General features: G+C 65.7%; 19 protein-coding genes, 1 tRNA gene and 1 other RNA gene. 11 read left to right on the top strand and 10 right to left on the bottom strand.

Annotated elements, in window-relative coordinates:
* Position 1: 1 nt before the first annotated feature.
* From RH858_RS06485 to dnaG, 3 genes are all read right to left on the bottom strand, one after another.
* Positions 2-1654 carry a DUF1508 domain-containing protein gene (locus RH858_RS06485; protein WP_310561379.1) on the bottom strand — a complete coding sequence of 551 codons (1653 nt, stop codon included), beginning with the start codon at positions 1652-1654 and terminating at the stop codon, positions 2-4.
* A gap of 148 nt (positions 1655-1802) precedes the next feature.
* Positions 1803-1874 (bottom strand) — tRNA-His (locus RH858_RS06480).
* A 57-nt stretch (positions 1875-1931) separates the two neighbouring features.
* Positions 1932-3407, bottom strand: a complete 1476-nt coding sequence (gene dnaG / locus RH858_RS06475) for a DNA primase DnaG (RefSeq protein ID WP_310561378.1) — start codon at positions 3405-3407, stop codon at positions 1932-1934.
* A 264-nt stretch (positions 3408-3671) separates the two neighbouring features.
* Between dnaG and RH858_RS06470 the strand changes: the two genes are divergently transcribed.
* Together RH858_RS06470 and RH858_RS06465 are read left to right on the top strand one after the other, a co-directional pair.
* Entirely contained in the window at positions 3672-3902 is a 231-nt protein-coding gene (locus RH858_RS06470) for a DUF3311 domain-containing protein (protein ID WP_259534424.1), read from the top strand.
* The gene (locus RH858_RS06465; protein ID WP_259536477.1) at positions 3902-5398 is read left to right on the top strand and encodes a sodium:solute symporter family protein; all 1497 of its coding nucleotides are present in this window, start codon (positions 3902-3904) and stop codon (positions 5396-5398) included. The genes RH858_RS06470 and RH858_RS06465 overlap by 1 nt, the downstream gene beginning before the upstream one ends.
* A gap of 10 nt (positions 5399-5408) precedes the next feature.
* Here RH858_RS06465 and rnpB read toward each other — a convergent pair.
* Positions 5409-5841, bottom strand: an RNA gene (gene rnpB, locus RH858_RS06460) — RNase P RNA component.
* A gap of 129 nt (positions 5842-5970) precedes the next feature.
* Between rnpB and RH858_RS06455 the strand changes: the two genes are divergently transcribed.
* Positions 5971-6579 (top strand): TIGR00296 family protein, encoded by a 609-nt coding sequence (locus RH858_RS06455; protein WP_310561377.1) that lies wholly within the window; start codon positions 5971-5973, stop codon positions 6577-6579.
* A gap of 27 nt (positions 6580-6606) precedes the next feature.
* Here RH858_RS06455 and RH858_RS06450 read toward each other — a convergent pair whose 3' ends face one another.
* Genes RH858_RS06450 through RH858_RS06435 form a run of 4 tightly spaced genes read right to left on the bottom strand, consistent with a single transcriptional unit; the run spans position 6607 to position 9190 of the window.
* On the bottom strand, positions 6607-6873 hold the full coding sequence (locus RH858_RS06450; protein WP_259534426.1) for a hypothetical protein: 267 nt from the start codon (positions 6871-6873) through the stop codon (positions 6607-6609).
* Complete coding sequence (locus tag RH858_RS06445; RefSeq protein ID WP_310561376.1) at positions 6863-8074, bottom strand: PASTA domain-containing protein; 1212 nt, start codon at positions 8072-8074, stop codon at positions 6863-6865. The genes RH858_RS06450 and RH858_RS06445 overlap by 11 nt, the downstream gene beginning before the upstream one ends.
* Before the next feature lie 39 nt (positions 8075-8113).
* Positions 8114-8533 (bottom strand): hypothetical protein, encoded by a 420-nt coding sequence (locus RH858_RS06440; RefSeq protein ID WP_310561375.1) that lies wholly within the window; start codon positions 8531-8533, stop codon positions 8114-8116.
* A gap of 9 nt (positions 8534-8542) precedes the next feature.
* Positions 8543-9190: a hypothetical protein gene (locus RH858_RS06435; protein WP_310561374.1), complete on the bottom strand. Its 648-nt coding sequence runs from the start codon at positions 9188-9190 to the stop codon at positions 8543-8545.
* Positions 9191-9630: 440 nt separating this feature from the next.
* Between RH858_RS06435 and RH858_RS06430 the strand changes: the two genes are divergently transcribed.
* The 3 genes from RH858_RS06430 to RH858_RS06420 all read left to right on the top strand — a co-directional run bounded on the left by RH858_RS06430 (position 9631) and on the right by RH858_RS06420 (position 12686).
* Positions 9631-11334: an ammonium transporter gene (locus RH858_RS06430; protein WP_310561406.1), complete on the top strand. Its 1704-nt coding sequence runs from the start codon at positions 9631-9633 to the stop codon at positions 11332-11334.
* Positions 11335-11377: 43 nt separating this feature from the next.
* Positions 11378-11677, top strand: a complete 300-nt coding sequence (locus RH858_RS06425) for a hypothetical protein (protein WP_259534430.1) — start codon at positions 11378-11380, stop codon at positions 11675-11677.
* Between the two features lie 70 nt (positions 11678-11747).
* Entirely contained in the window at positions 11748-12686 is a 939-nt protein-coding gene (locus RH858_RS06420) for a ketopantoate reductase family protein (protein WP_310561373.1), read from the top strand.
* A gap of 24 nt (positions 12687-12710) precedes the next feature.
* Here RH858_RS06420 and RH858_RS06415 read toward each other — a convergent pair whose 3' ends face one another.
* Positions 12711-14342 (bottom strand): sulfatase, encoded by a 1632-nt coding sequence (locus RH858_RS06415; protein WP_310561372.1) that lies wholly within the window; start codon positions 14340-14342, stop codon positions 12711-12713.
* An 80-nt stretch (positions 14343-14422) separates the two neighbouring features.
* On the bottom strand, positions 14423-14581 hold the full coding sequence (locus RH858_RS06410; RefSeq protein WP_193588482.1) for a hypothetical protein: 159 nt from the start codon (positions 14579-14581) through the stop codon (positions 14423-14425).
* Positions 14582-14782: 201 nt separating this feature from the next.
* Here RH858_RS06410 and RH858_RS06405 point away from each other — a divergent pair, with 201 nt between their 5' ends.
* The 5 genes from RH858_RS06405 to RH858_RS06385 are packed head-to-tail and all read left to right on the top strand — an operon-like array spanning position 14783 to position 19891.
* Entirely contained in the window at positions 14783-15637 is an 855-nt protein-coding gene (locus RH858_RS06405) for a CBS domain-containing protein (protein ID WP_310561371.1), read from the top strand.
* Positions 15634-17421 carry a glycine--tRNA ligase gene (gene glyS / locus RH858_RS06400; RefSeq protein WP_310561370.1) on the top strand — a complete coding sequence of 596 codons (1788 nt, stop codon included), beginning with the start codon at positions 15634-15636 and terminating at the stop codon, positions 17419-17421. Before RH858_RS06405 ends, glyS begins: the two co-directional genes overlap by 4 nt.
* A gap of 6 nt (positions 17422-17427) precedes the next feature.
* Positions 17428-18042 (top strand): dolichol kinase, encoded by a 615-nt coding sequence (locus tag RH858_RS06395; RefSeq protein ID WP_310561369.1) that lies wholly within the window; start codon positions 17428-17430, stop codon positions 18040-18042.
* A 59-nt stretch (positions 18043-18101) separates the two neighbouring features.
* Complete coding sequence (locus RH858_RS06390) at positions 18102-18638, top strand: TrkA C-terminal domain-containing protein (RefSeq protein WP_310561368.1); 537 nt, start codon at positions 18102-18104, stop codon at positions 18636-18638.
* 35 nt (positions 18639-18673) lie between these two features.
* A complete protein-coding gene (locus RH858_RS06385) occupies positions 18674-19891 on the top strand; it encodes a cation:proton antiporter (protein ID WP_310561405.1) in 1218 nt (405 codons plus the stop codon).
* Positions 19892-19914 lie beyond the last annotated feature (23 nt).

Raw genomic sequence — 19914 nt, 5'->3', positions numbered from 1 at the left:
GCTACGCTTCGACTTCCTCGTCGGCGGCGCCCGGCGCGTGTCGCTTCACGCGTTCGACCGCCTCGATACAGCCGGATCGGGAGGCGTACCCCTCGCCCGAATCGGCGATGATGTTGCCGTTCCGGTGTCGCAGCCGCCAGCGCCACTCCCCGCCTTTGTCCTCGTACACCTCGAACGCGGCGCGTTCGACGTCGAGGACGTCCGCCTCGCGGGCGTACTCGCGAACGCGATCGACGGCCTCGATGCAGCCAGACCTGGCGGAGTAGCCCTCCCCAGAGTCTGCGATGACGTTCCCGTTCCGGTGGACGAGCCGCCAGCGCCACTCGCCGCCCTTGTCCTCGTACACCTCGAAGACGGCGTCGGTGTTGGTTTCTTCCTCGGGTTCGGTCCCCGGGTCGACGATCGGCGCCTCGGTAACGTTCTTCCGGACGCTTTCGAGTCCCTTCCGGGCGTCACTGCGGCGGGTGTATCCCTGGCCGGAGTCGCCGAGGATGTTCCCGTTCTCGTGGAGGAGCCGCCAGCGATACTGGCCGGCCCGGTCGCGGTACACCTCGAACGCCGCCGGGTCGATGTCGAGATAATCCGCCGCCGAAACGTGATCGCGGACGTTCCGCATCGCCCGCCGTGTGTTGGACTTCGAGGCGTACCCCTCGCCCGAGTCGGCGACGATGTTGCCGTTTTCGTGTCTGAGCCGCCAGCGCCACCGGCCGCCCTCGTCCTCGAACACCTCGAACGTGGCAGCGCTCTCGAGGTCCTCGTCGACGCTGGGTACCGCGAGGTCGGGTTCGTCGGCGTCTTCGGGAACCGGCTCGCCGTCCTCGGTCGTCGTCTCGACGGCCTCGGATTCGAGCCGCAGGACGCCCGCACCGAGCGCGTTCCGCATCACGCTGTGCATTCCCTGCTGGCACTTCTGGCGGGAGCTGTACCCCTGTCCGGCCGCCGCGATCACGTTTCCGTTGCGGTGTCGGAGCCGCCAGCGGTGTTTCCCGCCCCGGTCCTCGAACAGTTCGAACCGTGCACTCGAACTGTGCAGCGCCGCGAGCTCGGCCTCGCGCTCGGAGAGTTCCTCCTCGAGTTCCGAGAGTTCCTCCTGCCGGGCGGCGAGATCACCCTCGAGTTCGTCGACTCGAGACTGTGACTCCTCGACACGCGCAGAGGAGGTCTCGAGTTCCGCACGCTGTCGTTCGGTCGTCTCGGTGAGCTGTGCGTGTTCGTCGTACACCGGATCGGTCCACAGCGGGACGACGGTGCCGGCGAGCCCGATGACGATCAGTCCGACCGTGTACACGCCGATGATGTCGATCCGGCCGGTCGCCCGGGGCCACCCGCCGGGGAACACCGACAGGAACCAGACCACCGCGCCCACCGAGAGCAACCCACCGACGACAGCGAGCCACATCGCGGTCCGTCGCAGTGGGAACCGGATCACCGCGCCGATCATGATCAGCGGCGGCGCGAGTGCCGCCAGCGCGTAGCCGATCCCACGTGAGACCGTCTGGGCGTCCGTGACGGCGAAGACGATCACGCCGAGCAGGCCAGCGAGGACGCCGATCACGAACAGCCAGTAGCCGAAGATTTCGTCGTCCGTTCTGGCCGTCCCGATCCGGTTCGTGTACAACGATTGGAGCATTCCGGATGGTTGTTGGTCCGACATATGTGTGAGATGAACTGCCAACTATATACCAGTATGCACCCGGCTGAAACTAGTTCGTCGCCCGGGTTGGTCGTTCGACCGCTGCCTCTTCCCGGGTTCAATCTCGCCTTCCGGCGTTTCCACTCCTCCCTGCGGTCGTCGTGGAAAAGTCCGGGTGCGAGAATCGAACCCGCGTCTCAGCCTCCACAAGGCTGAAGGATAACCACTACCCCAACCCGGACACGCGTTTCAACGTACGCCGTCTGGATGGCATATACGTTACGAAACGGAAAAGGGACTATGCTTCGACGAGCAGTTGATCCGCGGTCAACACCCGCGTCCCGATCGGCTTTTTGACGTACTCGCCGGCAGACCGGGCCACGAGCTGGTCGACGCCACGCTGGGCCGCCACGTCGAGGAGACGCTGGGTCGCCTCCCCGTCGAGGACCACCGCGTGTGGCGCCGCCTCCCGACGCTCGACGACGTCGAACGCCTCCTCGGCGTCGATTTCCTCGAGGAGTTCGAACTCCGCATCGAGCAGTCGGGCGAGTCCCGTCGATTCCGTGATGACCTCCTCGACGTGGCTCCGGAGGGTTCGGGCCTCCTCTGTGGACGCGTCCGCGTCGGGCTCGCCGGGTGCATCTTCGGTGGGGTCGGCCTCCCCGCGGTCTCTCGGTTCCTCGTCACCACCGGGACCGTCACCTGTGTCGACACCGTCGGCGTCGGATTGCGCTACCTCCGGTTCCGCCAGCTCGGACCCCTCGCTCGGTTCGACGTCGACAGTGGATTCGACGTCGCGATCGTTGGTTTCGCCCGTCTCCGCCTGCTGGTCGTCCGTCGCAGTCTCCTCCGATTCGTCTTCGGTATCTCCGTCGTCGATCCGATCAGGGGTCGCCGGGTCAGTCGGAACCCGCGACCCCGACAGAGGGTCCGTACCGTCACCCTGTAGCGAGAGCCGGGCGTTCGGTTCGTCGGCGATCTGGGCGTACGGCACCTTCGCCCGGAGCGCGTCCATGACCTCCGTCCGGTCGAGCTCCTCGACGGAGCGGCCCGCCGGCGCGAACGTCACGTAGTCGACGTTGCCGACCTGGGCGAGTTCCTGGAGGATGAGCTCGCCGCCGCGGTCGCCGTCCAGAAACGCCGTCACCGTCCGTTCTTCGGTGAGGTCGGCGATCGCGTCCGGAACGTTTGTCCCCTCGACCGCGACGGCGTTTTTGATGCCACACTGGAGCAGCCGCCCGACGTCGGCCCGCCCCTCGACGACGATGACGGCGTCGGAGTCGTAGACGCGAGGACCGGCAGGGAGCCCATCGTACTCGTCGATGTCGTCGATCCGAGCGGACTCGCGGACCTCGGTGAGGATCTCCTCGCTGGAGATGATCGACTCGTCGAACCCCTCCGCGAGCAGCTCCTTGGCCCGGTCGACGACCGCCCGGCGCTTTGCCGCGCGGACGTCCTCGATGTCCGCCACTTCGATGTGAGCGTGGCACGGTCCCACACGGGTGATCGTCTCGAGCGAGGCCGCCAGGATCGCCGTCTCCGCCTTGTTCAGGCTGGAGGCGATCGTCACCTCGCCGAACGACTGTCCGTTCTCCGATTCGATCTGTACGTCGATGCGACCGACCTTCGAGGCCTGCTGGAGCTCCCGGAGGTCCAGCTCCTCGCCGAGTAGCCCCTCGGTCTGTCCGAAAACCGCGCCGACCACGTCCGAGCGTTCGACGACGCCGTCGGCGGCGATGGTCGCGTGAATGAGATATTTTGCTGTGTCGTTCATGGATGTGTCCCCCTCGACGCGCGAGGCGGTGTGAATGTGGGTGAGATGATGGTTGTGTGGCTGTCGCGGCGTGAATTCCCACGACACACCCGACCAGATCGGCCGGGCCACACGATTGCAGTGTCACCGGAGCTATCATACGAACGGTCGCCGCATATACCTGTCGTCGCGGTCTCAGCGCTGATATTTCGCCGGTCGAACCGGGCGACGGCTGAAGGGAAACGGACAACTACCTGGACGGCCACGGGTTCTAACAACTGACCGATGCCCCGAACCGAAACCGTCCTGTGGGCCCTCGCGTTCCTGCTGCTCGTCGTCTTTTCGGTGCCGTGGTTCCTGTGGGGCAACGCGACCGTCGTCGCGGGACTGCCGATCTGGCTGTGGTGGCACATCGGCTGGATGATGCTTGCGGCGATCGTCTTTTACGCGTTCACCAGGCGTGCGTGGGATCGCGAGATGGGAATCGATCCGGACTCGAACGGTGAGACGCCGTGATCGGCGGGGGACTGCAGTTCGCGATCGTCGTCGGCTACCTGTTCGTAGCGCTCGGGATCGGCCTGCTCGCCTACTGGGTCTCGGAGGCGACCGCCGAGGACTACTTCCTCGCCTCGCGGTCGCTTGGAACGCTGGTGTTGCTTTTTACCACGTTCGCGACGCTGCTTTCGGCGTTTACCTTCTTCGGCGGCCCGAACCTCGCGTACGCGGCCGGGCCGGAGTGGATCCTCGTGATGGGCGTGATGGACGGCGTCATCTTCGCGATCCTGTGGTATCTCGTCGGCTACAAACAGTGGCTCGTCGGGCAACGCCACGACTACGTCACGCTGGGGGAGATGCTCGGGGACCGGTTCGGCTCCCGGCGCCTGCGAGCGACCGTCGCCGGCGTCAGCCTCTTCTGGCTGTTCCCGTACGTGATGCTCCAGCAGATGGGGGCCGGCGAGGCGCTTGTGGGGCTCACTGACGGCGCAGTACCGTACTGGGGTGGGGCGGCGCTGATCACCGCGTTTATGATCCTGTACGTGATCCTGGCGGGACTCCGCGGCGTCGCCTGGACCGACACGCTCCAGGGGCTGTTCATGCTGTCGATGGTGTGGATCGCCGTGCTGTGGGTGCTGTCTGCGGCCGGCGGCCTGGGGGCGGCGACCGACGCCGTCGCCGCCTCCCATCCGGAGTTCCTCGCGCTGGGCGGGGGGGTGTACACTCCACAGTTTATCATCTCGACGGCAGTGACGATCGCGTTCGGCGTCACCATGTTTCCCCAGATCAACCAACGGTTCTTCGTCGCCGAGAGCGACCGCGTCCTCAAGCGGTCGTTCACGCTGTGGCCGGTGCTCGTGCTCCTGTTGTTCGTTCCGGCGTTCATGCTGGGCACGTGGGCGGCCGGACTGGGCGTTGCGGTCCCCGAGGGGGCGAACGTGGTCCCGGTCGTCCTCAACGAGTTCACCCCGGAGTGGTTCGCGGCACTCGTGATCGCGGGCGCGATCGCGGCGATGATGTCCTCTTCCGACTCGATGCTGCTGTCCGGGTCGTCGTACTTCACGCGGGACGTGTACCGGCCGCTGGTGGACCACGAGGTGAGCGAGCGACGGGAGGCGTGGCTCGGCCGGATCGGCGTTGCCGTCTTCGCGACCGCGGCGTTCTTCGCTAGCCTCACGCGGCCGGGAACCCTCATCGAAGTTGGCGACACCGCTTTCTCCGGGTTCGCGCTCCTGACGCTCCCGGTGCTCGCGGCGCTGTATTGGGACCGGACGACCGGTGCCGGAATGATCGCGGGGATCCTCGTGCCGCAGACCGTCTACGTCACGCACGTCCTCGTCCCGGCCCGGACGGTCACACTACTCGGGAGCGAGATACCGCTGTTCGCCCGGACGTACGGTGGCTGGGACGTCGCGCTCGGGTTGATGGTGCTGGGGCTGGCGATCACGGTTGCGGTGTCGCTTTCGACGGCACCGAATCCGGCGGCTGAGCCGTCCCGTTTCGACGTTCGTGGTTGAAATGAAAAGCGGCTGAGGGGAGTAAGCCCCCTTCTGTTCGTCCCGACATTCGGCTGAGCGCCCGCGCCGTGGCCGGACTACCTGTCCGGCGGCGAGGCCGCCGGGTGGTGCGGGCTTGCACCGGCGAGGATTCGCCGTTCCATCCGTTCCCGATCGTCGGCTCGCGGGTAACCCCGCTCGCATCGGAGCACGTGAGGCCCCGCAGCCCTCGGTGGGTTAACTCCCTTCCCTCGCGGGTCGGTTCGCCCGTCCACGGCGGACCGCGGACGCCGTCGACCGCGTTCGCGGTCGACGCACCTCATCGGTCGGATCGGGGGGTGTCGTTTCTGTTCCAGAGCCAGCCGTCTCCGACTCCGGGCTTGCGCCCGGTCGCCCGTCCGGCCGGTGGGGGGACTTTCCTCATGGCCGGCGTCGCCGGCCACGGGGGTCGGGCTCCCTCTGCCAGGGGAACGTACGTCCCACATGCGATTAAGAGTTCGGTTACCAACCGTCTAACCGACAGTAGGGACCCTCTATCTCAACCGTCTATAATGAAGGGAAAGTTGAAGTCGTGTCCGATCATGTGAATGGGTATGTCAGAGGCGCAGGCCGTTCGGCTATCCTACGAGGACGGGGCCCGGGCGGTCGAACTGGCGCGTGAAGCCGTCGAATCGTTCGTTCTTCACGGCCAACGGGAACAACCGGGGAGCATGCGCGAGGCGTTCTACCAGCGTACCGGTGCGTTCGTCAGGCTGGAGTCCACCAGGGGACGCGGCCGCCTCCGCGGCTGTGCCGGCGCGTACAAAACCGGCGACCAGCTCGGTCACGCCATCGTCGAGGCGGCGATCAAGGCGGCTTCGGGTGACTCCGCCGGCTCCGAGGTCGGCTCGAAGGAGCTCGACAACCTTCGCGTGTCGGTGTGTGTCGTCTGCACGACTGTGCTTACGGACGACCCCCTCGCCGACATCGAACTGGGTTCCCACGGGGCAGCCATCGATCGGGGCGAAAACCACGGCTGGCTGTTCCCGACGCTGCCAGTGAAACACGGCTGGAGCGCCGAGGAGTATCTCGACCGCGTCGCCCGGAAGGCCGGACTCCCGCCGAAGGTGTGGCAACACGACGACGCGATGGTGACGCTCTTCGAAGGGCAGGTGTTCCGCGAGCGGGACGACGGCGCCAGCGTCGAAGAACTCTCTCTGTAGGCTACTCCCACTTCATCCCCGCGAGTATCAGTCCCGTCTGGGCCGACGCTTGCGGATCGGTTCGATGGGCGACACACTGACTTCACCGACGTGCAAAACGGCGGGACGTTCACGGAACGCGGTGAGGTCCCGGGACGACCGGACGACCATACCGTTGCCGGCGGTCAGGAGAACGGCTCCCTCCTCGCCGACGATCGCCGTGATCGTCCCTCGGATGTCGTCCGGAGAACTCGCGGGATCGAAGGCGACCACGTACGTCCGTTCCGTTCCGTCGTCCGGGTACTCAACGTCCATCGTCTCCACGTCCGTCGTCTTCACGCCCATCCTCGTTTACGGCGTCGAGTTCGTCGAACCAGCGCCGAACGCGACCATCCCCCGCATCCGTGATCGCAGCGACGCGTGTCGGTTCGAGCCGGACGAGCTCCCGAACGGTTTCGATTCCCTCCCGCTGGAGGCGCTCGGCGTAGGTCGGACCGATACCCGGGACCGTCCGAACCGGTTCGCCGCGTTCGCCGAGTTCTCCTTCCCGCTCTTCCGCCTCTCGCTCCTCCCGCTCTTCCGCCTCTCGCTCCTCCCGCTCTTCCGCCTCTCGCTCCTCCACAGATTCTGCGAGGACGAGATCGACGACAGTGCCGCGGTCTGTGTCGTCCGTGGGCGGCGGGTCCTGCTCGACCACGGTCCCGACAGGGGCGTCGGCGGGGGTCCGTTCGATTTCCCCGACCGACAGCCCAGCCTCCGCAAGCGCGGTTCTCGCTTCCGGCAGTCGTAGACCGAGACAGGAAGGAACGTCGACAGTCGTCGCCTCGGTAACGACCACGTCGACGTCTGCCCCTGGTTCCGCGAGGTCGCCCGGCTTCGGGAACTGATCGACGACCAGCCCGCCCGGATCGCCCGGCTCCGAATCGACCCGACCGACGGACAGATCAACCTCCGCGAGGAGCTGCCGGGCAGCCTCGTTCGACCGCCCGACGACGCGGGGGACGCGGACCAGATCGAGATCCCGTTGTGGCGGGGTCGGCCGAACCCCGAACCGGATCGTGCTCAGCGAGTCGGCGCTGTACTCCTCCGCGAGCCGCGGCAGGTGTAGCGCCATCCCGTCGTCCCGCTGGACGAGGCTGGCCTTGAGATCCACCTCCAGGTTCGAAATCGCATAGCCCGCCCGTTCCAGCTCCTCGAAGTCGCCGATCGAGTTGGCGAACGCCGTAACGACCCTGTCGGGTTCGACCGTGAGAACGTCCGCCGTCAACTCCTCGATCCGCTCGCGGAGTCGATCCCGTTCGGTCTCGGCCTCGTGACGGAGCTTCTCGAGACGATCGACCTTCGTCGACAGCATGTCCCGTTCGATTTCGACGTCGACCAGGCGGTCCTGGATCGACTCCACGAGGCGATGCTGGTTCCGGACTGCACCGGCCAGTTCGTACTGTTCGCGCGTGTCCAGCTTCCCGACGTCGACCGAGGGATACCGCTCCCGGATGAGCGTTTCGAGGTCGGTCATGCGTCGTTCCTGTCGCTCCCGTTCATGATCGCCACGACCTCACCGTTCGTCCGTCGGCGGCACCGGAGCGATCCGGAACCGGACCCGACTCGTGGCGTTCACGTCGTAGCCGTATCGCGAGGTGAGGTGTGGCCCGTACGGCGCCGCCGCGAGGAACTCCCGGTAACCGCGCTTGCGGTCGGGCTCCTGATCCTCGCCGGTCTCGCCCCTTTCGACGCGTCGACGTCGGTGTCGGTCTCGAAGCTCCCGGCCGTGTATCGAAAGCGCGACCGTAACGTCCGCCTCGACCTCCGTGAACCGGAACCACGGTGGATCGACCGCCCCCTCCAGCCCCTCGGCCTCCTCGATAGCTCTCGTGGCCTCGATCGAGTGATCGTCGAGCGCGAGTTGTCCGTCCGCAACCGCCCTGGAGACGCCTTCCACGACCTCCCCCAGCGGTCTAGAGAGCCACTGATCCATGGATCGAGATCACTCCGACGCCGACTGCCGAACGATCGTCGGAACGGCCCGATCCGGCGCTTCCTTGGGAACGAGCCGGGTCTTGAGTCGGCATGAAGCGCTCGCGTCGAGGCCGTACACCTTGCTGTGGTACTCGCTGTGGCGTTTGACCGCGATCTCCGTCTCGCGCTCCCCCGAGGCGCTCTGGGTGCTTCCACCCGCCCGTCCGCCGATCTTGAAGATCCCCAGATCCAGTGCGGCGCCGCCACCCCCGCCGAACTTCTTTTCAGACTCCTCGTAACTCGACCGCATCGACTGTTCGTACGTCGACGTCCGGTCGACCTCCCGGGTGTGGTCGTACCACCGAACCCAGAACCGCATATCGATCTCCGTCTCCGAGAACTCGTAAAACGTCGGCGTGATCCCATACGCGAGCAGGGAGAGCTCGGTGTCGTTCGTCACCGTCTCGAAATCGACCACGTTGCCGTCCTGATCCAGTTCCTCGATGATGCTCAACACCACCGAACCCGCGTCGAGTTTCATGTCCGCGAGCGTCTGGGCGGTCCGCACTGAATTGAGGTCCAGCGCCGTCTGCCCTTGCGCGATCGCCAGCGCCGACTTCCGCACGAGCTCGGGGAACGGGATCTCTTCGAACGTCTCCGCACCTGGGTTCGACATGATAACAATCCACAAGCAGCCAGAGATGTTATATCTTATTGATTAAAATGTTATATTTCACCAGTGTTTGTAAATTAGCGCTTGAATACCGGTTTTTAGGGGGTTACTGTTCGACACCAACTATTAATTTACTGTTATAAGAGCAGGCGAGGGCGAGATGCGCGCGAGCGATTCCCCCGAAATCAGCCGAGAAGCACTCGACGTACGTCCACTTTTACTGCAACAATTGCCAAATACCGCTGCGGAATATTTCCTTATATATATTGGATACGTCCTTATATATGACGTTCGTAGTATTATTACGGTGAAAAGTTCCGTTCGTGTACCGAGCGTTTATATACATCCGATTCCGGACGGGAAACCGTGATTCGGACGATGATCGAACAACTATTCGAGAATAGCATGGACAAACACACTGAATATTTGGTTATAAGTGAGGGATACTCGTGACCGTCGACCCCACGGTGCTGGCCGACGGAGTCAATCTGCTGTGGGTCGCGCTCGCCTGCTTTTTGATCTTCTTCATGCACGCCGGGTTCGCCATGCTGGAATCCGGTCAGGTGCGCGCGAAGAACGTGGCCAACCAGCTCACGAAGAACCTGCTCACCTGGAGCGTCGGCATCGTCGCCTACTTCTTCGTGGGGTTCGGGATCGAAGCGATCGCCGGCGGGCTCACCGGCGGGGGGTCCTACAGTGCCGGCGACCTCACGGCCGTGATGACCGCAGCCGACGGCGCGTGGATCAACGAGTGGCTGTTCGGAGCAGTCTTCGCGATGACCGCTGCCACGATCGTCTCCGGGGCCGTCGCCGGGCGCGCCAGGCTCCGGGCGTACGTCGGGTACACGCTGCTTCTGGCAGCGATTATCTACCCGGTCGTGGTCGGCTTCACCTGGGCGGGCGGGTTCCTCGACGCGCTCGGGTTTCACGACTTCGCCGGCGGCATGATCGTCCACGGGATGGGGGGCATCGCCGGGCTCACCGCCGCGTACGTGATCGGCCCGCGTCTGGACCGCTACGCCGAGGACGGCTCGACGAACGTGGTTCCGGGCCACTCGATGACGTTTGCGGTGCTGGGAACGCTGATCCTGGCGTTCGGCTGGTACGGCTTCAACGTCGGCACCACCGCCACCGTGTTCGCAGTCGAGGGAGGCGAACTCGTCCTCGACGGCTACGCGGTGGTGGGACGGGTCGCGCTCGCGACGACCGTCGGGATGGCGATGGGCGCCATCGGCGCGTCCATCGCGGCGCTGTACCTCACCGGGAAAGTCGACACCCTGTACGTCGCGAACGGCCTGCTCGCGGGGCTGGTGGCCGTCACCGGCATCGCAGACGTCGTCACCTGGTGGGGCGCGATGCTCGTGGCGCTGCTTGCGGGGCTCCAGCTCCCGTTCGTCTTCGAGATCGTCACCGACCGGATGAAAATCGACGACGTCTGTGCGGTGTTTCCGGTCCACGGCTCCGCAGGCGCGCTCGGCGTGCTCGCGCTGCCGTTCGTTCACGTCGGCGGCTTTTCGACGAGCCTGCTGGTCTCGCAGGTCGTCGGCGTCGCCGTGATCGCGGGGTGGACCGTCGGCGCGACCGCGGCCGTCTTCGGCGCGTTCAGGGCGGTCGGTCAAGCGCGGGTCTCGCCGGCGCACGAACGCGAGGGCCTCGACGTCTCCGAACACGGCGTCGACACCTACCCGGAGTTCGGCAAACCCGACCTCGCGGCCGACGGTGGTCGGGCGGTGCGGGCTCGCTCCACCGACGCCACGGAAGTCAGAACCGACGGCGGGACCGCCGCGGACGGAAGCTCCGACGACGGCATCAAGCTCGTGATGGCGATTGTTCGGCCGAACAAACTTGCGGACGTGAAGTACGCGCTCGCGGAGGCCGGCGCCCCCTCGCTTACGGTGACTCGGGTCTCGGGTCGGGGATCGCAGCCGGCGAAGACGGGCCAGTGGCGCGGCGAAGAGTACACCGTCGACCTCCACGAGAAGGTCAAAATCGAGTGTGTCGTCGCGGACGCCCCCGTCGACGACGTCGTGACCGCGATCCACGAAGCCGCCTCGACCGGAGAACCCGGGGATGGAAAGGTGTTCGTGCTCCCCGTCGACGGTGCCGTCCAGATCCGAACCGGCGAGGAGGGGCCAACAGCTGTCTGAGGTTGCACCACGTTTTAACCCGGTTCGGAACAGAGTTGTTACCATGTCACAGGATACCGAAGACCGGCTCGCGAACGTCGAGATCGGCGAGGAAATATACGACGGCGACGGAAACGGACTCGGAACCGTCCGTGGACTGGACGACGCCGGCTTTTACGTGCTCGCACGCGAGGAGACCGGAACGGTCCCACTGTCGGAGGCACGGGACATCTTCGGGAAGGCGTACGTGATGTGGCGCTGCTGGGAGTGCGGCGAGATGGGGAAGATCGAAGGTGACCTTCCCGACTCGTGTCCGTCGTGTGAGGCGCCGAAAGAGGAACTGTACTACTGGGCGGAGGACTAAGCCGATCGGGGGATCATCGGGGGACGATCGGACGCGATCGTTTTTTGCCGTCGGGCGAAGCAGCACCGGTATGGAGATCCTCGTGTTCGGCGCCGGCAGCCTCGGAAGCCTCGTGGGAGGCCTCCTCGCCCGGGCCCACGACGTCACGCTGGTGGGGCGGGACCCACACGTCGCCGCGGTCCGCGAGGAGGGACTGTCGATCACCGGCGCCGTCGACGCCCACACGACCCCGGACGCGACGACCGACGGAACCGAGCTGCGTGCCGATCTCGCGGTCGTCACCGTGAAGGCGTACGACACCGAGACCGCGGCCGACGCGCTCGCGACGGGTTCCTACGGTGCGGTTTGCTCGCTCCAGAACGGCCTCACCGAGGAGGTTCTCGCGTCTCGCCTGGCCGGAGAGAACATCGACGCCGGCGAAGGACGCGAGGGCACGCCGCCGACGATCCTCTCGGGGACGGCGACGTACGGTGCGCGCCTCCGGGAACCAGGCCACGTGGAGTGTACCGGCGAAGGGACGATCGCGATCGGCGCCTACGGCGGCGGTGCGGATCCGTGGGCAGACCGGGCCGGCGAGGCGTTCGACGCCGCCGGCATCGAGGTCGAGATCGCGACCGACATGCCGCATCGCCGGTGGAAAAAGCTCGCGATCAATGCCGGGATCAACGCGCCCACCGCTCTGGCGCGCGTGAGAAACGGGGAACTCGTGGATGGTCCTGCCGGCGATCTCTCCCGCGAGGCCGCCCGGGAGACCGCCCAAGTCGCCCGCACTGATGGCGTATCCCTCTCCGAGAGCGCGGCCGCCGACGCAGTCGAAGCAGTCGCCGACGCCACCGCCGCGAACCACTCCTCGATGCGGCAGGACGTCGATCGGGGCAACCGGACCGAGATCGACGCGATCAACGGCGTCGTCTGTGACCGGGGGAAAGCCCACGGTATCGACGTCCCGATCAACCGGACTCTGGCGGGGCTCGTTCGGGCGTGGGAAGCCGAACGCGACCTCCGGTGACTGACCCCCGTCCAGGCGGTCCGATCACTCGAGATAGCCGAGATCCCGAAGCCGCTCCTGGGCCGTTTCGTCCATCTCCTCGACGCCCGACTCCCCGACACTCGACGGATCGTCGGCGTTCTCGGCCGTCCACCGACCGCCCGCCGCCTCCTCGAACGACGCGAGCGCCGCCTCGACGTCGGCGATCGACTCGGAGTCGGATCCCGCCAGGTTCCGCGTTTCTCCCGGATCCCGGTCGATGCGGTACGCCTCGTCGGGGATCCGGTCGGCCCGGACGTACTTCGCGTCGGTCGACCGCGCGGCGCGCATCCGGGCGTAAAACCGGGAGTTCCGGTCGAGCGTGATCCCGGCGGCGTTCGCCTTGTTCTCGAGTTGGGTGAGTTCGACGACCGGCTGGGCGTACTCGACGAACGCGTAGTCGGCGTCGTCGCCGTCCCGCCGACGCTCGAGCACCGCCGACTGTCCGGGATCGGGCGCGTCGACTCCGTCGAACGCCCGGTACTCCTCCGACAGGAGCGACCGCGTCGGGTCCAGCGGGACACCGTCCCCACTACTGGGAGAGTCTGCCTCGTCGACGCCGGGGGAATCGGCATTTTCCGGGTCGAGCCCCAGCGCGTCCAGAACCGTGTGATACAGATCCAGCAGTTCGACGAGGTCCTCGCGTCGACCTGCCCCCACTTCGGGATGTTTCACTAGCAGTGGCACGTTGATCAGTGGGTCGTACAGCCCGAACTCGTGGCCGTAGAGATCGTGTTCGCCGTGGAGTTCGCCATGATCCGCACAGACGACGACCGCTGTGTCGTCCCACCGATCGGTCTCCCGGAGCCAGTCGAACAGCCGGCCGAGTTCGGCGTCCATGTGAGCGATTTCGGCGTCGTACAGCCCGCGGATCGCCTCCCATTCCTCGTCATCGATCTTCCGTGCGCCGGCGTTGTACTCCTTCGAATTCTGGCACACTGACGTCGAGTCGATGCCGGACGCGAACCGCTCGGCGTACTCCTCGGGGGGGTGGTACGGCAGATGTGCGTCCATCAGATTACAGAAGACGAACCAACCCGGGTCCCCGGCAGACGAGTCGGCCTCCGCGCTCTCGATGAACTCCCGTGCGCGATCGATCGCCCGCGGCGTCTTGGAGTCGGATCCCCCGCCGGACGCCAGGTACTCGTGGATCGTGTTGCCGAACGCGACGAGTCGGTTCGCGACGGATCGGAGCCGGTCGTCGTCGTTGAGTCGCTTCCAGGCACGCGCCAGCGGCCCCGACAGGAAGTCACCCGGCATCGCCTGAAAGAAGTTGTCTCGGTCGTCGAAACCGTCAGTGAGCCGCGTGTACGGTGTGATCCACGCGTTCGAGGAGTAACAGGCGGTGTCGTAGCCCGCCGTCGAAAGCGTCTCCGCGAGCGTCCGTTCACTCTCGAGGTACGGAGTCTCCTGATCGGCGCCGTGCTGGTGGGGGTACAGTCCGGTGAAAAGGGAGGCGTGAACCGGAAGCGTCCACGGTGCGGGCGCGACCGCCCCCTCGAACACGGTCGACTCCGCGGCGAACCGCTCCAGGGTCGGCGTCGTTTCGCGGTCGTACCCGTACGGCGTCAGGTGATCCGCCCGTACCGTGTCGAGCACGACGAAGAGCACGTTGTCGACGGCGTCCGCGTCGCTCATACGGGTACGCCACCGTCGCCGAACAAAAAGCGTCCGTTCTCGCGCCGGCCGCGAGAACGGGGGAGCGACCGGCTACCGACTCAACACCACTCCTCGAGAACCGCCGCGTCCGACTGTCGGACCGAAAGCCACGCCTCCTCCGTGGAGATGTCCGCGATGACGAGTGACGGGCGCGAAGCGCTCTCGTCGACGGAGGCCATCACCTGCGAATCGTCCCGTGGCGTGGGGTCCCGTGTCATGGTTGAAACCAGCACACTCGCGTATTTAAACTCGTCGAAACGACAGGAAGAAACGACGAAATCCGACACACGATCGTGTTTTGAATTCGAAGAGCGTTTGAGATTTGTTCGATGTTCGGCCCCACAACGAGGGATATTTCGGAGGATCACTCGGAGAAGTCCTTCGCAGTATACAAGAGGTACGACGCAATAGGGGACCCCATGAACGTCGAAGACGCCATGACGCCACGGTCGCAGCTCGTCGTCGTCGAGCTGCCGGGGACCCGCGACGACGCACTCGCGTACATCCAGGAGCACGGTTTCTCGTCGGTGCCCGTCGTGAAGCGGGACGGCGACGAGGAGGTGTACCGGGGGATCGTCTCGCGGGACGACCTCATCTCCAAACCCGAGGAGGACCAGCTCGCGCTGTTGATGCGGGAGGTGCCGACGGTGACGCCGACGGACACGCTGGTCGAGGCCGCAAGAGTGATGCTGGAGAAGGGAGCCCGCCGGCTCCCCGTCGTCGAGGCCGACAGCCTCGGGCTGAAGGGGATCGTCACCGTCACCGACGTGATCCGTGCGATCGCCCGCGGCCACGAGAACGGCAACACCCCGTGTGGCGACCTCGCAACCCGGGAGGTCAACGCCGCCTACGTCGGGACGCCGCTGCCGACCATCGAGCGGGAGCTCGGTCTCGCGCGCGTTCCGTATGCAGTCTGTCTCGACGAACACGGGAAGATGGCCGGGATCGTCACCGAGGTCGACATCCTCGAGGTCGCCCGCGTCGTCGAGGGCGAGGAAAGCACCGGCAACAGCTTCGCCGACCAGGACGCCGACTACGCCTGGGAGGGGATCAAGGGAACCGGGAACCGCTATCTCCCGACCCGGAACGTCGAGATCCCGACCGCGCCGGTCTCGGAGTTCATGAGCGAGGAGCTCGTCACCGTGAGCAAGCGCCGGACCGCACGCGAAGCGGCTCAGGAGATGATCACGAACGAGATCGAACAGATCCCGCTCGTCAGCGGCGGCGAACTCGTCGGCATCGTGCGAGACGTCGACCTGCTGGAGGCCCTATGACCGATCGGGAGCTTTCCGAACTCGCAAAACGGCGTGGCTTTTTCTTCGGATCCAACGGCGTCTACGGCGGCACGGCCGGATTTTACACCTTCGGACCGCAGGGCGCAGCGCTCAAGCGGAACCTCGAGGACGCCTGGCGCGACCGGTTTACCCTCCGACAGGGCAACAGCGAGATCGAGGCGCCGACAGTGATGCCCGAGGCCGTCTTCGAGGCGTCGGGGCACCTCGACGGCTTCGACGACATGCTCGTAGAGTGTGCGACCTGCGGGGAGTCCCACCGCGCGGATCACCTGATCGAGGACGCGACCGACATCGAGGAGGCCGAGTCGCTTCCGGTTGCGGAAGTCGAGGAGCTGATCCGCGAACACGACCTCGCGTGTCCGACCTGTGGAGCCGAACTCGCCGGCGAACCCGTCGAGGAGTTCAACCTGATGTTCGAGACGACGATCGGTCCCGGGTCGGGCCAGTCGGGGTATCTCCGCCCCGAGACCGCCCAGGGGATCTTCGTCGAGTTCCCCCGGCTGAAAGAGTACGCCCGCAACCAGCTCCCGTTCGGCGTCACCCAGATCGGGCCGGCGTACCGCAACGAGATCTCGCCGCGCCGCGGGATCATCCGGGTCCGGGAGTTCACCCAGGCCGAACTCGAGAAGTTCGTCGATCCCGAGCGCGACGACCCCCCGATCGGGGAGGTCGCAGACGTGGAACTGACGCTGTATCCGGTCGACGAACAGCAGGCCGAGGACGGCGACTACGTCGACGTGACAGTCGGTGACGCGATCGAGGACGGGACGGTCGAATCCGCCTGGGTCGGCTACTACCTCGGCCTCGCGAAGCGGTGGTTCCGGCGGATCGGCGTCGATCTCGATCGGCTCCGCTTCAGGCAGCATCTCCCCGGCGAACGCGCCCACTACGCGGCCGACTGCTGGGACGCCGAGGCCGAACTCGCCGGCAACTGGATCGAGATCGCCGGCTTCTCCACCCGGTCCGACTACGACCTCCGGAAACACGAGGAGCACTCCGGGGAGGCGTTCACGGTCTTCAGACAGTACGACGAACCGAAGACCGTCGAACGGGCGACCGTCGATCCGGACATGAGCGTGCTCGGTCCCGAGTTCGGCGGTGATGCCGGCGAGGTTGCCACAGCCCTCGAATCGCTTGCCGGGCGCGATCCATCGGCGTTCGACTCCGAGGAAGTCACCGTCGAGGTCGACGGCGAGGAGTACACCGTCGACACCGACGTCGCGAACTTCGAGGTCGAAACGGTGACAGAAGCGGGCGAACACGTACGTCCCCACGTCATCGAACCCTCCTTCGGAGTCGGGCGGATCGTCTACACCGTACTGGAGCACGCCTACCGCGAGGACGCAGTCGACGGCGAATCGCGGACGTATCTGGCGCTCGAACCCGAGCTCGCTCCGACGGACGTGGCCGTCTTTCCGCTGGTGTCGAACGACGACCGGCTGACGTCGCTGTCGGCGGAAGTTTCCGCCGAACTCAGGGCCGAGGGACTGTCGGTGACGACCGACGACTCCGGATCGATCGGTCGCCGATACCGCCGTCAGGACGAGATCGGAACCCCGTTTTGCGTGACCGTCGACCGCGACGGGATCGAAGGGGACGGAAAAGAGACGGTCACGCTCCGGGAGCGCGACACCGCCGCACAAGTGCGACTTCCGGTCGACGCCCTCGCGGCGGAGCTGTCGGCGCTGTCGACCGGTGGACGGACGTTCGTCGATCTCGAGAACGCCTACGAGAGCGTCGAAACGGACGTCTCTCGAACTTGATCGACCGTGAGCCTCGAACTCGGGAGGCGTGCGGTTCACGCGACCGGTGCCGGGCTGCCGGCGCTGTGGCTGTTGGGCGCGCCATGGTGGATCGTTCAGCTGCTGCTTGCAGTCGCGCTCGCGGTCGCACTCGTCCTCGAGTATCTGCGGCTGGTCGTCGGGCTCGACCACTGGGTGTACCGGAAGCTGACCCGTCCCTACGAGGACGACAGCGTCGCCGGCTACGCGCTGTACATGGTGAGCATGGCTGCGGTGGGGTTCGTCTTCGTCCCGTCGATCGCCGTCCCCGGTATGCTCATGCTCGCGCTGGGGGACCCGTTCTCCGGAATGCTGGGCTCCGGCGAAGTCGGCGGCTGGAAGGCCCCCGACGTGCTGGCGGCGACGTTCGGCTTCTGTTTCCTGCTCGCCGCGCCGTTTACGGTGTCGACCGCGGGCGTCGCCGTCGGAGCGCTCGCGGCGGCGGTCGGGGCGCTGGGTTCGACGGTTGCAGACGGTGCGACACCGGTCGTCGCCGGCTACGTGATCGACGACAATCTCACGATTCCGCCCGCCGCATGTCTGGGGATCACACTGGTGTATTTCGCGACCGGAATCCCCGTGGAGTTTGCGTTCCCGTTTTGAGGCGACCAACGGAGACGACTTTTGCCCACAATTATGTATCGGACGCCAGTATGTCCGGTATGGAAATTTACGAGAGCGATCTCCCCGGCGTGGGCAAGAAACACGAGATCGATCTCACCGACGGATCGCGGCTCGTGATCGTCACTCACAACACCGGAAAGCGGGAAGTGTTCCGCAGACCCGACGAGGACGCCGACTCCGAGAAACTGTTCGAACTGTCCGACAGGCTGGCTCGGATCGTCGGTACTGTTCTGGAGGGGGCGTACTTCCAGCCGATCCAGTCGGAAAGCGTCGAAACAGCCCTCGGTGGTGACACGCTTCTGGAGTGGTTCGCGGTCGACGAACACTCCCCGCTCGTCGGGAAGACCCTCGAGGCGGCCGACATCGGCCAGCGAACCGGCGTGTCCGTGATCGCGATCGAACGGGGCGGCGAGACGATCGGGAGTCCGACGTCGGACGACGAGATCAAATCGGGTGACACGCTGGTCGTCATCGGGAGCCGCGACGACTGTGAGGCGTTCGAGGAGCTTTTGACCGGTGGGGGACGAGACGCCGACGTCGACAGCGTCGACGCCGATCGGGACGGTGAAGCGTGACCGACGTGAGGAAGTGATCTCGAATGGCCAGTGAACTGTTGCTCCTCGAGGTCGGCGTCCTGTTTGCGGCCGTTGCGCTCGCCGGGTTCGTCGCGACGCGCTTGGGCCAGTCAGTGATCCCCTTCTACATCGTCTCCGGGATGCTGTTGTCGCCGTACGTGCTGGGTCGGCTCGGCATGCCGTTCGTCGAAGAAACGGTATTCGTCGAGATCGGCGCGGAGTTAGGTATCGTCTTCCTGCTGTTTTTCCTCGGGCTCGAGTTCAATCTGGACCGACTCATGGAGAGCAAACAGGAGATCGGCACTGCCGGGACGATCGATCTCGTGATCAACTTCGGCGTCGGGCTGCTCCTGGGATACGCGCTCTTTCGCGATCCACTCGCGGCGTTTCTGGCCGCGGGGATCGTCTACATCTCCTCGTCGGCGATCATCACCAAGTCGCTGATTGACCTCGGATGGATCGCAAACGACGAGAGCGCGCCGATGCTCGGCACGCTGGTGTACGAGGACCTCGTGATCGCTGTGTATCTCGCCGTCGCATCGGCGATCGTCCTCGGCGGCGACGGGTTCGGCGATGCGGCAGTCTCGATCGGGATCGCGATGGGCTTTATCCTGCTGTTGCTACTTGCAGTCTACTTCGGCACCAGCTACTTCGCCCGCGTTCTCGAGACAGATTCCAACGAGTTCGTCGTGCTCCGGGTGATCGGCGTGACCGTCCTCATCGCGGGGGCAGCGCTCGCACTCGGCGTGAGCGAGGCGGTCGCCGCGTTCTTCGTGGGCATGGCCTTTTCGGCGACTGGGCACGTCCACGAGATCGAAAACCTGCTGGAGCCGATTCGGGACACCTTCGCCGCCGTCTTCTTCTTCTGGATCGGGCTGATCACCGATCCGCTGTTGTTCGCGGGAGTCGCAGGCCTCATCGTCGCGGCGGTGATCGTCACGACCCCGACGAAGCTCGTCTCCGGTTTCCTCGGCGGCAAGGCGTACGATCTCGACGATCGTCGGAGCACGCGCGTCGCCCTCGGGATGACCACGCGCGGGGAGTTCTCGCTGATCATCGCGACGATCGCGCTTGCGGGGGCCGAGGCGGGGACGTTCCCGGAAGCGCTCGCGACCGACATCAACGCCTTCGCCGTCGGTTACGTGCTGGTGATGGCGATCCTCGGAACGACGCTGATGCAGTACTCCGAACCGTTCGAACGGTTCGTCGTCGAGCGGCGGAGCGAAAGCGACGCCTCAGTGTCCGCCGACTAACAACGGTCGGCGTTTAGTAGCTG

The organism is Halalkaliarchaeum sp. AArc-GB, from assembly GCF_031432225.1.
Taxonomy (GTDB): domain Archaea; phylum Halobacteriota; class Halobacteria; order Halobacteriales; family Haloferacaceae; genus Halalkaliarchaeum.
Note: the sequence above shows the minus strand (reverse complement) of the source record. Positions and strands in the feature narration are given on the sequence as shown.

Bases quoted from the DNA above. Each gene is read 5' to 3' on its own strand.
- RH858_RS06485 (WP_310561379.1), bottom strand. From the start codon at position 1,654: ATGTCGGACCAACAACCATCCGGAATGCTCCAATCGTTGTACACGAAC.
- RH858_RS06405 (WP_310561371.1), top strand. From the start codon at position 14,783: ATGAACGTCGAAGACGCCATGACGCCACGGTCGCAGCTCGTCGTCGTC.
- RH858_RS06440 (WP_310561375.1), bottom strand. From the start codon at position 8,533: ATGGATCAGTGGCTCTCTAGACCGCTGGGGGAGGTCGTGGAAGGCGTC.
- glyS (WP_310561370.1), top strand. From the start codon at position 15,634: ATGACCGATCGGGAGCTTTCCGAACTCGCAAAACGGCGTGGCTTTTTC.
- RH858_RS06425 (WP_259534430.1), top strand. From the start codon at position 11,378: ATGTCACAGGATACCGAAGACCGGCTCGCGAACGTCGAGATCGGCGAG.
- RH858_RS06415 (WP_310561372.1), bottom strand. From the start codon at position 14,342: ATGAGCGACGCGGACGCCGTCGACAACGTGCTCTTCGTCGTGCTCGAC.
- RH858_RS06410 (WP_193588482.1), bottom strand. From the start codon at position 14,581: ATGACACGGGACCCCACGCCACGGGACGATTCGCAGGTGATGGCCTCC.
- RH858_RS06420 (WP_310561373.1), top strand. From the start codon at position 11,748: ATGGAGATCCTCGTGTTCGGCGCCGGCAGCCTCGGAAGCCTCGTGGGA.
- RH858_RS06450 (WP_259534426.1), bottom strand. From the start codon at position 6,873: ATGGACGTTGAGTACCCGGACGACGGAACGGAACGGACGTACGTGGTC.
- RH858_RS06390 (WP_310561368.1), top strand. From the start codon at position 18,102: ATGGAAATTTACGAGAGCGATCTCCCCGGCGTGGGCAAGAAACACGAG.
- RH858_RS06455 (WP_310561377.1), top strand. From the start codon at position 5,971: ATGTCAGAGGCGCAGGCCGTTCGGCTATCCTACGAGGACGGGGCCCGG.
- RH858_RS06445 (WP_310561376.1), bottom strand. From the start codon at position 8,074: ATGACCGACCTCGAAACGCTCATCCGGGAGCGGTATCCCTCGGTCGAC.
- RH858_RS06470 (WP_259534424.1), top strand. From the start codon at position 3,672: ATGCCCCGAACCGAAACCGTCCTGTGGGCCCTCGCGTTCCTGCTGCTC.
- dnaG (WP_310561378.1), bottom strand. From the start codon at position 3,407: ATGAACGACACAGCAAAATATCTCATTCACGCGACCATCGCCGCCGAC.
- RH858_RS06435 (WP_310561374.1), bottom strand. From the start codon at position 9,190: ATGTCGAACCCAGGTGCGGAGACGTTCGAAGAGATCCCGTTCCCCGAG.